This window comes from Xanthomonas arboricola (assembly GCF_002940665.1).
Classification (GTDB): domain Bacteria; phylum Pseudomonadota; class Gammaproteobacteria; order Xanthomonadales; family Xanthomonadaceae; genus Xanthomonas; species Xanthomonas arboricola_B.
In genome coordinates this window covers 782008-795706 of record NZ_MIGY01000001.1, presented here as the reverse complement: position 1 = coordinate 795706, position 13699 = coordinate 782008, and the positions used below count along the sequence as shown (strand labels likewise).

Sequence of the window (13699 nt, the reverse complement as noted above, 5' to 3'; positions counted from 1 at the left end):
GCGTGCTGCGTGCCAGCCGACCGGTGGCGTGTCAGCCCTGGCACATGCACAACGACCTCCCGAAGGAGGTCGTTGTGACAACCGGCGTGTCCAGGCAGCGGACCGGCGATTCAGGGGCCGCGATCAGAAGCGCTGGGTGTACTGCAGGTAGCTGTAGCGTCCCGGGATGGCATAGGCCGAATCGAACGAGTTGGCAGAGGCGCTGAGGGCCACCGGCGGGTCGCGGTCGAAGACGTTGTTCAGACCCACGCGCACGGTCGCCTTCCACGGCAGCTGGTAAGACACCTGCATATCGTTGAACGCAGTCGACGCGACGTGGCGATAGTTGCCGGTGTCGTCCAGCTCCGAGTCGTAGTCCTTCATGCCCGAGTAGTAACGCACGGCCCAGTTGGCGGCCAGGTTGCCGTAGCTCCAGTCCAGGGTGAACGTGCCGCGCGTGCGCCAGTTCGGGTTATTGGTGTGGTAGATGCCGTTGTAGCTTTCCCACGCCGAATTGTCGTCCTGCTTCTGTTCGTTGACGGCCACGTAGGTCGAATCCAGCGTCAGCATGAACTGGCCGATCGCGGTCTGCGGCAGCTTGTAACGCGCGGTGAAATCGTAGCCCTGCATGCGTTGCTCGCCGACGTTCACCGGCTGGATCACCAGGCCGGTGATGGTGCCGGTGGCATCGCGCGTGACCAGGTCGCAGAACGCCGAGACATTGAACTGGTAACACTGCGACAGGATCTGGTTGGCGCTGAATTCGGTGATCGCGTCGGTGATCTTGATCTTCCACCAGTCCAGCGACACGTCCAGGCCTTGCACCGAGGCGGGGCTGTAAACGAAACCGAGCGTGGCGTTCTTGGATTTTTCCGGTTGCAGATTGGCGTTGCTGGTGTAGGTGAACGGATAGATGGTCTGGCCGGAGTTGCCGCTGGCGCTGTTGTACTCGGCCACGTAATTGGCCGGCACGCCGCCGGCTGCGCATGCCGCGGCAATCGCGCTGGTGTAGGAGGTGCTGTTGGTCGAGCAGGGGTCGGAGTAGGTATCGAAGCTGTCCGATGCGCCCAGGTACAGGTCTTCGATCGATGGCGCGCGGAAGCCGGTGGCGTAGTTGCCACGGATCAACAGATCGGCGACCGGCTTCCACTTGAAGCCGAACTTGCTGTTGGTGGTGCTGCCGAAGGTGTTGTAGTCCGAGTAACGCACTGCTGCGCTCAATTCCAGCAACTGCGCACCGGCCACATCCTTCAGCAGCGGAATCGCCACCTCGGTGTAGTAGTCGTTGAGCGTGTACGAGCCGGAGGTCGGGGTGAACGTATTGCCCGAGGTGTAACCGGCCGAAATCAAGGCATCCGGCGAAGAGAAGCCGCTTTCTTCGCGATGTTCGACACCGGCGGCAAAGCTCATCCAGCCGGCGGGAAGCTCGAACAGATCGCCGGTGAGGTTGGCGGTGAAACTGCTGTTCTTGTACTGGTAGGTGTTGTGCGCGGTGAACAGGATGTAGTCCAGCATTTCCTGGGTCACGCCACCGGCCGGCGACAGAGGATTGAACGGCACGCAGCCGGCAATGACGGCGCCGCCGCTGTCCAGGCACGACAGGGTGCCATTGACGATGGCGGATGCACCGAGCGCGTTGCCCAGGTTGAGCAAGTTGACATCGCCGTACTGGGTTTCGGTCTGGTCGGTCTGATGGTGCGCAAAGCCCACATCCCAACTGAACTGCCTGTCCGCAAACTGGAAGTCGCCTTCCAGCCCGGTGTACACGTGCGAGGTCTTGACGTCCTGCTGGTAGGTGCGCGCGAATTCGGTCAACCGATGCGACCAACCCACATCGCGCCCGTCGCCGCCGTAGGCGCTGTTGTACGGGTTGTAGTAGCTGTCCCCGCTCATCAGGATGCCGGTGTTGACCGAGGCCAGTGGAAAGCCGGCCAGTTGCTGCGACGATTGGCGGCGGTTGTACAGCCCGTCGAACTTGAAGCGCACGTTGTCGGTGAGTGCGTAGTTGCCTTGCACGTACAAGGCATCGCGCTTTTGCGGCGTGACCAGGTAATTGTCCTTGGCGTAGTTGTAGCCGTATTCGGAGGTATTGAAGGCGGTGTACTGGTCCAGGCCGTAGCGCGGATAATTGCTGTCGCCGCTGGCCGTTGCGCTCCCGGGCAACACGGTCCAGGCACCGCTGTTGCCATTTGCACGCAGACGGCCGCTCGCCGAGTAGCTGCTGTAGGCCGACGACCCTGCGCCATACACCGGCTCGGCCGAGATCTCGCGGTCGCCTGCCATCACCGCATCTTCCTTGACGCTGGACAGCCCGATCACCAGGTTGCCGCGTTCGCTGGTGGCGCCCACGGTGGCATCGAACGAGGTGCGTTGACCGTCGCCCTGGCCGTACTGGCCGACGTAGGCGTTGACCTCGGCACCATCGAAATCGGAACGGGTGATGATGTTGACCACACCGGCAATGGCATCGGAGCCATAGATCGACGAGGCGCCGTCCTTGAGCACTTCCACGCGCTCCACGATGGCCGACGGAATGGTGTTGAGATCCACCGAGCCGGACAGGCCCGACACCCAGCGCCGCCCATTGACCAGCACCAGGGTGCGTGAGGCGCCCAGGTTACGCAGGCTCACCGTGGCCGAGCCGTCGCCGCCGTTGTTGACGGTGGAGTTCATCGTTGCGCCGTTGGAGGGGATGCGCTTGAGCACATCGGCCACCGAGGTCAGGCCCTGCTTTTCGATGTCCTGGCGCGTGAGCACCAGCACCGGTTGCGAATTTTCCACATCGACCGAGCGGATGCGTGAGCCGGTGACTTCGATCTTGTCCAGATTGGTCGGACTCTTGTCGGTCTGTTCCTGAGCGACAGCACTGGTGGTGATGCACAGGCCGATGGCGATCGCGAGCGAGCCCCGACGCAGGGTCGGGTGGAGCGGGAGCATAGTCATGTGTACGGCGATTCCCGGTAGAGGAGGAGCGACAGCGCGATCCCCGTTGGATGGCACCTGCATGCATGCAATTTCATCGGCACGACACGTAGGCTTAGCGGGAATTTAACGAGCGGATTTCGCCGCCGTTTTTCACCAGACGGCGTCCTGTCGCGGTGTGACGCGCGCAGTGCGTGGACGCGCCATGCAATGCCGGCGCGACGTTGCGCGTGTGCGTTCCTGACCTGCGATGCCATGCACCGACATATGTCGCTGTCGGGCGCCACAACTGCTGTGCTTGCAGCCAGGCAGGCGCGGCGAATGTCCGGCACGGAATGGGCCACTGACGCAGCTCGGCGCCGAGCGCGTTGCCGACGCCCCGCAACATTTTTTAGCCGCGCAAGGGGCGATGTGGTTTAATCGCCGCCGAAGTGGGGGTACCGCAGTGCGCTGCGGTTGAGATAGTCCCTTCGAACCTGATCCGGCTGATACCGGCGTAGGGAAGCTTCGTTAGATGCGATGGTCCGTGCCTGCACGGGCGCATCGCCATTGAGCGCCGCCGCTTCGTCCGCCTGCGAATCCTTCGCAGAGCCAGCGCCGTGGGTGCTGGTCTTCCAGCACACAGGACGAACCCCATGCATGCCGCGCCTACCGTTTTGCAGCAACAAGCCCAGTCGCTGTCCGGGGCTGTGACCCAGCCGATTCCAGGCTCCCGCAAGATTTTCGTGCAGGGCTCGCGCGCCGATCTGCAGGTGCCGATGCGCGAGATCGCATTGACCCGCACACCGACCCTGTTCGGTGGCGAAGACAATGCCCCGCTCAGCGTCTACGACACCTCCGGGCCGTATACAGACCCGCATGCCCAGATCGATCTTGTCGCGGGTCTGGCGCCGCTGCGCGCGCGCTGGATCGACGAGCGTGGCGATACCGTGGCCCTGGAAGGCCTGAGTTCCAGCTTCGGCCGCGGCCGCGAGCGCGATGCGCGCCTGGATGCGGTGCGTTTTCCTGCACGGCGTCTGCCACGCGCGGCGCGCGCCGGCGCCAACGTCACCCAGATGCATTACGCACGGCGCGGCATCATCACTCCGGAAATGGAATTCGTGGCGATTCGCGAAAACCAGCGCCTGGAAGCGGTGACCGATGCGATCCTGCGCAAGCAGCATCCGGGCGAAGCCTTCGGCGCCGCGATCCAGCAACGCATCACGCCGGAATTCGTGCGTGATGAAATCGCACGCGGTCGCGCGATCCTGCCCAACAACATCAATCACCCTGAAAGCGAACCGATGATCATCGGTCGCAATTTCCTGACCAAGATCAATGCCAACATCGGCAACAGCGCCGTGTCGTCCGGTATTGCAGAAGAGGTCGAAAAGCTGGTGTGGGCGATCCGCTGGGGCGGCGACACGGTCATGGACCTGTCCACCGGCAGGCATATCCACGAAACGCGCGAATGGATCATCCGCAATTCGCCGGTGCCGATCGGCACGGTGCCGATCTATCAGGCGCTGGAAAAGGTCGACGGGCGTGCGGAAGAGCTCACCTGGGACATCTTCCGCGATACCTTGATCGAACAGGCAGAGCAGGGCGTGGATTACGTCACCATCCACGCCGGTGTGCTGCTGCGCTACGTGCCGCTCACGGCCAAGCGGGTCACCGGCATCGTCTCGCGCGGCGGCTCGATCCTGGCCAAATGGTGCCTGGCCCATCACAAGGAAAATTTCCTCTACACGCACTTTGAGGATATCTGCGACATCATGAAGGCTTATGACGTCGCGTTTTCGCTGGGAGATGGCTTGCGCCCGGGCTGCATTGCCGATGCCAATGACGCAGCCCAGTTCGGCGAGCTGGAAACGCTGGGCGAATTGACCAGGATCGCCTGGAAGCACGATGTGCAGACCATGATCGAAGGTCCGGGGCACGTGCCGATGCAGCTGATCAAGGAAAACATGGACAAGCAGCTGCGCGAATGCGGCGAGGCGCCGTTCTACACCTTGGGGCCACTGACCACCGATATTGCGCCCGGTTACGACCACATCACCAGCGCGATCGGTGCGGCCATGATCGGCTGGTTCGGCACCGCGATGCTTTGCTATGTCACGCCCAAGGAACATCTGGGCCTGCCCAACCGGCAGGACGTACGCGACGGCATCATGGCCTACAAGATCGCCGCGCATGCGGCGGACCTGGCCAAGGGGCATCCCGGTGCGCAGGTGCGCGACAACGCCTTGAGCAAGGCGCGCTTCGAATTCCGTTGGGACGACCAGTTCCATCTCGGACTGGATCCGGAAAAGGCCAAGGAGTTCCACGACGAAACCCTGCCAAAGAACGCGCACAAGCTGGCGCACTTCTGCTCGATGTGCGGGCCGCATTTCTGCTCGATGAAGATCACCCAGGACGTGCGCGATTACGCGGCCGAGCACGGCATGGGCGAGTCGCATGCCTTGTCGGCGGGAATGGAAGAAAAATCGGCGCAGTTTCGGGCGCAAGGCGCGCAGGTGTATCGCGCCACCTGACATGCAGCATCGTCGTTGCGTGCAGCAGACTGATTGGCTGCTTAGGAAAAATTCAGCTTCGGCTTAGGCAGATCGCGGCGCGGCACGCAAGTGCCGTGCTGCGACTGCAATGCAAGCGGTTACAGCGCGCAAGCATTTCGCGGCATTTTTATGAATCGCAGATAAAAAAATCGCGCCAGAGGCGCGAAGGGGACATCGTAATTATTTGAATTCGTCGGCGAGAGAGAGAGAGCCTGACGTCGCCACCTGTCGTGGGAAGCAACGAGGCATAGAGTAAAATTTGCACCAAATGGATGCATGACACAGTTGGTCGTGGTCCTTTGCTGAATTTGGCGTTTCGTGCGAACTGCGTGATGCGTTCTTTGTGGTCCTTGCATGCCGATGCGTGTCTTTGCCGATGAGTGTTCCTCCCGCTAATGCGATGCCATCTGGCCGGTTATGTGTCGGCCAGTGTGTGGTCGACGTCGCCTCACGCGAAGTGCATGCGCCGGGCGCCAGGCGCGCCGCGCGGCTGGCACCGAAATCCTTGGCAGTATTGCTGATGCTGGCGCGGCAGCCGGGCCAGGTGGTGACGCGCGATCAGCTACTGGCCGAGGTCTGGCCCGACACCCTGCCGACCAACGACGTGGTGACCCAGGCGGTCACGCAACTGCGCAAGGCATTGGCCAGCAACGACAGCCAGCGCTTCGCGCATATCGAAACCATCGCCAAGACCGGCTATCGTCTGCTGGCTCCGGTTGCGTGGGAACAGCAGGCCGACAGTTCGGCCGATGCTGCCGTGCGTGCAACGGCTGCAACCGCATCGAATAACGTGCCTGGCGAGCGCGATCGCACAGTCGGCGTCACGGCCACTGCCGCATTGGAGCGCAGCCCGGCAACCCCGCAGATTCCACCATCGGTTCGGCCCGCGCCGGCTGCAGTGCAGCAGCGCCGTTGGATGGCCCTGGCGGTGTCCGGCGTGGCCCTGCTGGTGGTGCTGGGGCTGGCGGCGCGGACGCTGTGGATGCGCGCGCCAGCCCGCGACGCGGCGGCGACCTCGGCAGTGCTCGGCAGCCCCAAGCGCCCCTATCAGATCATCACCGCAGGTGGCAGTTTCGACCTTACGCCCAGCCTGTCGCCGGACGGAGCGATGGTGGCGTACGCCTCGCTGACCAGCGATCGTGCGGGCACCTCGATCCTGGTCAAGACCACCAACAACGCCTATCCGCGCGTGCTGGAGACGCCGGCGGCCGGCGTTTCCGATCGGCTGCCGGCCTGGTCGCCGGACGGACGCGAGATCGCCTTCTCGCGGCAGGCGCCCGATGGCACCTGCCGCATCATGATTGCCGCCGCCGCCGGCCCGGCGTCCGCACGCGAGGTGGCGCGCTGCGACGGCGCGGACATGCTCAGTTTCAGTTGGTCGCCGAACGGCCGCGGCTTGCTGTTCGGCAGCACGACGGGTGCATACGGAGCGTCGCGCATGCGTCGGCTGGATCTGGAAACCGGCCAGTGGCAGCCGCTGAGCTATAGCGCGCAGCCGACCGACTTCGACTACACGCCGCGCTATTCGCCCGACGGGCACTGGATCGTGTTCGTGCGCAATCCGCAGCTTGGCGATCTGTGGCGCGTTCCGGCAAGCGGCGGAACCGCCGAACGACTGACCCACGACAACGCCGATATCCGCGGCTGGAGCTGGTTGCCCGACGGCAGCGGCCTGATCTTCGGGCGCCGTGTGGACAGCGAAGCGCGGCTCTACCGGCTCGATCTGGTCGATCGCAGCCTGCATGACCTCGGGGTGGACGATGCGCAGGCACCGGATGTGGCGCATGGGCATCTGGTGTTCGTGCAGCGCAAACCGCAATTCGGCGTGTATCAGGTCATTTACGACCCCATGAACGGCGGCTACATCCGCCGCCGGCTGTTTCCCTCCAGCGGGCGCGACGACCAACCGATGATCGCGCCGGACGGGCGCCAGCTGATCTTCGCCTCCAACCGCTCCGGTGCGTACGGCCTGTGGTGGGGCGATGTCGGCAAACCCGGCTCGGTGCGCCTGATCGAGGGCGTGCGGCCGGATGCGCGTCAGGCCGCTGACTGGTCGGCCGACTCGCAACGCGTGCTGGTCAGCGGCAGCGACGCGCAAGGGCATGCGGCACTGTTCGAAGTGACCCCGAGCACCGGCAAGGCGCTGCGGCTACCGGTACCGCAGCCGCGACCATTGCAGACGATCCATCTTCCCGATCCCGATCGGTTGTTGGTGCTGGCCGCCGCCGATGACGGGCGTACCTTCGCCACGCTCTACGACAGACGCAGCGCTCCATGGCGCGCGCTGGCGTCGCTGCAGGACGTCTCGCAGCTGCGGCTGGACCGCGTCAGTGGCCAGGTCCTGCTGACGCGCTTGACCGGCGGTGGGGTATGGCAGGTCGCCCCGTCGCTGGCGGCCGACACCTTGCAGCCGGTCGATCCACAGCAGCCATCGCGCTGGCGCTATCGCAGCTGGGCGCCCGGCGCGCGTGGTCAGTTGCATTACTTGGCGTCCACCGACATCTGTGCCACCTATGACAGCGACCTGCGCGGTGGTGACGGGCGATGCCTGGACGTGGCCAAGTACACCACCATCAACGGCTTCAGCGTGGATCAGCGCAGCGGTGCGCTGTATGTGGCACTGGCGGAGGAAGATGGCAGCGCGATCGCCTTCATGCCATTGCCGGAACGCCTGGCAACGCCCCTGGGCGTGATGCCCAACCTGTTGATCTTTCTAAGAAACATCGCCTCGTAAGTTTTTCGGAAAGACTTCGTGGCAATTTCGGCAGACTTTCGTCGGAACTTCCTGACTGACGCCAGATTCGGCAAAACACTACGCCTTCTTTTGTACAGGGGGCTGCCACCATGCAACAGGTCATCACCGCAGATCGCGGGCTCGCACTTTCATTGGACGGTGCCAGCGAGCCGACGTCGACGACCTGTCTGGCGGTCTCGCGCCTGGGCAGCATCCGGACCGCCGCCGCTACCTTTACGCTATGGGTGCAGTTGCGCGGCCGCGCCTGGGTAGAGTCCAAGGAAGGGCGCTTCCGTCTGCGCGCCGGCGACTGGATCGCCTTCGACAAGGAATCGCATCCCACCGTGCAGGCCGATCGCAGCGCGCTCTGTGTCGGCGTCAGTCTCGATGGCGACAGCCTGCAATCCCTGGCCGAGTTGACCGACGCCACGCTATATCCTGGACGCAGCCAGCTGTCGCGTGGCGATCTGCGCATTGCACTGCGCTTGTGGCGCAACGCGGCTGCGCAGAGCGGGGGGGGCATCGGCACGCCCCCTGCTGTTGCACCTGGCTGCGATGCAACGCGACTTCATCGCGCAGGAGCAGCGCTGCCCGGGTCGTTCGCGCAGCCGTCGCCGTCAGGTCTTCGGCCGCATGCAACGCGCCCGGCTGTATCTGGAAGGCAACAGCGACCGGGTGGTGCGCATCGCCGAACTGGCGCAGCTGACCAACTTCTCCAGCTGGTATGTCTCCAAGACGTTCCAGAGCCTGTACGAAGAAAGCCCGCAGGCCCTGTCGGCACGCCTGCGGCTGGAGCGCGCCTCCGATCTGCTGCGCGACACCTCGATGATGATCGGTGAGGTTGCCGCCGCAAGCGGCTTCGACAATTGCTGCAGCTTTGCGCGTGCGTTTCGTGCGCGCTTCGGTGTCTCCGCGTCGCATTACCGCGACCAAACGACAAATCCGCCAGATTCGGCAAAGCCACGGAACGTGACGCGCAAAGCGACGATGTTCACGCAATCGTAATTTGCACAGGGGCGCTTAACGCGCCACTAACGAACCTTGGAGAGATTGATGAACCTTCGCACTTCCGCAGTGCGGCTGGGCCTGTTGCCCGCCGGTATTGCGATCGCGTTGACGCCGGCATTTGCCGCCAATGCACAAGAGCAGTCCGCACCGTCGACCACGACGCTGGACCGCATCGAAATTACCGGCTCGCGCATCCGCTCGGTCGATGTCGAAACTGCACAGCCGGTGTTCACCGTCTCCCAGCAGGACATTCAGAAGTCGGGTCTGGTCAGCGTCGGTGACATCCTCCAGAACCTGTCGATTGCCGGTACGCAGACCTACAGCAAGGCTGCAGTGCTGACCTCCGATCCGGAACAGGGCGGCCAGTACGTCAACCTCTACAACCTGGGCGAGAACCGTACCCTGGTGTTGGTGAACGGCAAGCGTTGGACCAGCAGCCTGAACGGCCTGACCGACATGTCCACCATCCCCAGCTCGCTGATCGAGCGCATCGAGGTGCTGAAAGACGGCGCTTCGGCGATCTACGGCTCCGATGCGGTGGCAGGTGTGGTCAACATCATCCTGCGTCAGAACTACGACGGTGCGGAAGCCTCGGCGTACTTCGGTCAGAACGGTCGTGGCGATGGTTCCAAGGAGCAGTACTCCTTCACCGCCGGCACCACCACCGACCGCGCTTCGCTGGTATTCGGCGCCAACTACACCAACGAAGATCCGGTGTGGGCCAAGGACCGCGCGTTGACCCGTTACTCGGCGGGTCCGAACCACATCGAAGATGGCCTGAGTGCGACCGGCCCGTGGGGTCGTTTCACCTCCAACGGCGAGACCTACATTCTCAACCACACAGGTTCGTTCGACGGTCGTGGCGTGGGTGCGGATTCACGCAATCTCGCGAACTACCACAACGACATCACCACGGACGACTATTTCAATTCTGTCGACCAGATGATGTTGCAGCAGTCCAGCCGCAACAAGTCGATCTTTACGACCGGCAGCTATAACCTGACCGACAGCCTGACCTTCAAGTCGACCGCGATGTACTCTGAGCGCGACTCGAACCGTCAGATCGCCGGCTATCCGCTGCAGGCTTCTTCGCAGCCGCAGTTTCCGGTGGCGATCAGCGGCAGCAGCTATTACAACCCGGTCGGCCAGGACATCACCAGCTGGTTTCGCCGTACGGTTGAACTGCCGCGCACTACCGAAAGCAACGTCAAGACCCTGCATTTCGATGCGGCGTTGGAAGGCGTGTTCGACGTCGGCAGCCATGGCTGGAACTGGGATGTGGGCTTCAACTACAACAAGTACGATGTGACGCAGGTTTCGCGCGGTAACATCAACTTGCTGGCACTGCAAAAGGCATTGGGCCCGTCGTTCCTCAATGCACAGGGTCAGGTGCAGTGCGGTACCGCGACCAGCCCGCTGCCGCTGGGTACCAGCAACGCGCTGGGCCAGTGCACCCCGTTCAACATCCTGGGCGGCCCGTCGGCCTCCACGCCGAACGCGCTGCAGTACATCAATGCATTGGGTCAGGCCACGCAGCAGAGCCTGAGCAAGCAGTGGACCGCCAACGTCACCGGTGGCCTGTTCGATCTGCCGGCCGGTGAGCTGGGCTTCGCTGCAGGCGTCGAGCATCGCGAAATCAGCGGTTACGACTATCCGGATCAGCTGTCCAGCGCCGGTTACACCACCGACCTGGCCGCACAGGCAACCGAAGGTCGCTACCAGACCAACGAAGCCTACCTGGAGCTGTTGATTCCGGTGCTGAAAGATCTGCCGGGCGCAAAGGAACTGTCGTTCGACGTGGCTGCGCGTTACAGCAACTACAGCCGCTTCGGCGACACCACCAACAGCAAGTTCAGCTTCACCTGGAAGCCGATCGACGACTTGCTCGTGCGCGGCACCTACGGCACCGGTTTCCGTGCGCCGACGCTGTCCGACACCTTCGGTGGCGGCTCGCAGACGTTCGATACCTTCACCGACCCGTGCGATGCCACCTTTGGTTCGCTGGGTAATGCCGGCGTGGCAGCACGTTGCGCTGGCGAAGGTCTGCCGGCCGGTTACCGTCAGACCGATACCGCGGGCAACCCCGTGACCCGCCGCGACGTGCAGGGCAACGCGCCCTTCAATTCGGGCGTGGGCAACGCAGAGCTCGAGCCGGAATACAGCATCACCCGGACCGTGGGCATGGTGTACAGCCCGCATTGGGTGCAGGGCCTGGACTTCTCGCTGGATTGGTACCGCATTTCGATCTCCAACATCATTACGTCGCTGACGGCCAATGATGTGCTGAACAACTGCTACCTCAACAATCTGGCCAGCTACTGCGCCGACTACGGTCGCGATGCAGTGACCGGTCAGGTTACGACGCTGAGCCGCGGCAACGTCAACCTGGGTCGTCTGGAAACCGAAGGCTATAACTTCGGCGTGCGTTACCGCATGCCGGAAACCGCCTACGGCAAGTTCGCAGTCAACCTGGATACCAACTACCTGGCAACCTACAAGTCGCAGGCCGAAGCTGGCGCCGAATGGGCAAACTCGGCTGGCTACTGGAACTTCCCGCGCGTGCGTGCCACCTTGGGTCTGGACTGGTCGCTGGGTGCGTTGTCGGCCAACTGGAACCTGCGTTACTACGGCGGCTTCCGCGACTATTGCTGGGATGCGCAAGCTGGAATCGAGTGCAATGACCCGACCTACCAGACGCCGAATCCGGCGTGGGGTGGCGGTACCGGCTCCAACAAGAAGGGTTCGATCTCCTACCAGGACGTTTCGGTCACCTGGCAGGCGCCGTGGGATGGTAGCGTGACCGTTGGTGCCCGCAATATCTGGAACAAGCAGCCGCCGATCACCTACTCGATCACCAACAGCAGCACCGCTGCGATCGATCCGATGCTCGACTACGACCGCTTCCTGTTTGTGCAGTACAACCAGCGCTTCTGATCATCGAAGTGACGTAAAGATAAAAAAAACGGGCCGAAAGGCCCGTTTTTTTGTCTCTGGATGTGCAGTCGGCAGGCAAGTCCTGCCAATGCCATCGCTGCCATGTGCGTTGTGTCTATGCTCGCCGACCTTGCGTTATGTCGTTGGTCTGACAAGCGTTGCGTTGCATGTTGAGGTTCCCGGCACGTCACCAAGCGAGGGATATCGCGATATCTGTGCAAATCGCGAGCGTAACGATGCATGCGCAGATAAGTAGCATTGCGCAATTTCTGCATTCGCGCAGGCGCAGACAGCCAAACAAAAAGGCGCGACCGAGTCGCGCCTTTTTGTTTGCATCAACCTGGTGCCGCGCTCAAGCCTCAGCAAGCCCCAGCAAGGTATCGGCCTGTTCGCGCCAGGTCGGCAAACGTGTGAGCACGCCGACCTTGGACAGGTACTCCTCGTCCACGGTTTCGCCGCTGGCCAATGCAGTCGCCACATGCACCGCGCCGGTCACCCAGAAACTGCGCAGGCTGGAGCGCTGCGGGTGGCGATGGAAGGCCACCGCTTCGATGATCGGCATCGGCAGGCCCCACAAGCCGAGCAGGTACGCGCCGGCTTCGGTATGGCCCAGACGATCGTCGCCGCCTTCCAATGGCGGTTCGCGCTCGTCGCGCACGCCAGGGAGCAACAGGCCGATATCGGCCAGCAGTGCGGCGGTGGAGCCGAGTTCTGCGCTGGTGGGCGGCAACACCTTGGCTGCCAGCCGCGAGGAGAGCAGGGCGCGGCGCTGCATCGCATTGCGCTCGGCCGGGGTCAGGGTCTGCACCGAGAACACTTCGCTGGCCAGCACCAGATCGCGCAGCGTGGCCACGCCCAGGCGGGTCACTGCCGTGCGCAGATCGGTGATGCTGCGTCCGCCGGAGAAGAACGCGGAATTGCACAGCTGCAGCACCTTGGCCGCAATTGCCGGATCGCCGGCAATCAGCTTGGCGATATCGGCCGCGTCGGCGCCCTCGTCTTCTTCCAGCGCATGCATCAGGCTCAGATACAGATGCGGCGGCGACGGCAGTTTTTCGATCCGGCCGATCGCGGCGCGCAAGCGCGGATCGCTGAGCAGATCACGCAGTTCTTCCAGGCTGGTGATGGCTTCGAGCAGGACTTCCGGGGCCAGCGGCATCGGCAGGAAGCGGTGCGCCACGCCAATGATGCGCGCCGGCGGCGTGCGCTGACCATCCTGGGCATCGATCAAGGCGATGCGGATGGTGTCCGGGCGCAGCGTACGAATCTGTCCCAGCAACGTGGCGGACGTGAGATCGGGCAGGACGGGGGCGACGATGACCGCATCGAACGGCGATAACGCGGCCGCCTCGATCGCCGAGTTGCCGTCGGCCACCTGCTGCACTTGCCACTGATCACCCAGATCGGCGACATAGTCGCCCAGTTCGGACGGAAGGCTGGCTTCGTCCCCAACAAACAGAATACGCAAGACACTTCCCCAAGAGTCACCAGTGACAGACACCGGCCAAACGCTGTCGGCAATGTACCCAATCCGCCGCCGGCAGTCATCGGGATCACGCCGAAAGCGTGATCCCGATCGCCCCGCGAT

General features: G+C 63.2%; 5 protein-coding genes, 1 pseudogene and 1 riboswitch. Of the genes and pseudogenes, 4 read left to right on the top strand and 2 right to left on the bottom strand.

Annotated features, from left to right (window positions below):
• Positions 1–123: 123 nt before the first annotated feature.
• On the bottom strand, positions 124–2895 hold the full coding sequence (locus tag XarjCFBP7645_RS03455) for a TonB-dependent receptor (RefSeq protein WP_104536731.1): 2772 nt from the start codon (positions 2893–2895) through the stop codon (positions 124–126).
• A gap of 429 nt (positions 2896–3324) precedes the next feature.
• A riboswitch (TPP riboswitch) is annotated at positions 3325–3422 on the top strand.
• Between the two features lie 114 nt (positions 3423–3536).
• Here XarjCFBP7645_RS03455 and thiC point away from each other — a divergent pair.
• From thiC to XarjCFBP7645_RS03430, 4 genes and pseudogenes are all read left to right on the top strand, one after another.
• Positions 3537–5414: a phosphomethylpyrimidine synthase ThiC gene (gene thiC, locus XarjCFBP7645_RS03445; RefSeq protein ID WP_104536238.1), complete on the top strand. Its 1878-nt coding sequence runs from the start codon at positions 3537–3539 to the stop codon at positions 5412–5414.
• 421 nt (positions 5415–5835) lie between these two features.
• Positions 5836–8169: a winged helix-turn-helix domain-containing protein gene (locus XarjCFBP7645_RS03440; protein WP_104536237.1), complete on the top strand. Its 2334-nt coding sequence runs from the start codon at positions 5836–5838 to the stop codon at positions 8167–8169.
• 110 nt (positions 8170–8279) lie between these two features.
• Positions 8280–9174 (top strand): annotated as a pseudogene (locus XarjCFBP7645_RS03435) (helix-turn-helix domain-containing protein).
• Between the two features lie 48 nt (positions 9175–9222).
• Positions 9223–12111, top strand: a complete 2889-nt coding sequence (locus tag XarjCFBP7645_RS03430; RefSeq protein WP_181126161.1) for a TonB-dependent receptor plug domain-containing protein — start codon at positions 9223–9225, stop codon at positions 12109–12111.
• A 352-nt stretch (positions 12112–12463) separates the two neighbouring features.
• Here the strand turns inward: XarjCFBP7645_RS03430 and XarjCFBP7645_RS03425 are convergent, their stop codons facing one another.
• Positions 12464–13612, bottom strand: a complete 1149-nt coding sequence (locus XarjCFBP7645_RS03425) for an HDOD domain-containing protein (RefSeq protein ID WP_166774155.1) — start codon at positions 13610–13612, stop codon at positions 12464–12466.
• Positions 13613–13699 lie beyond the last annotated feature (87 nt).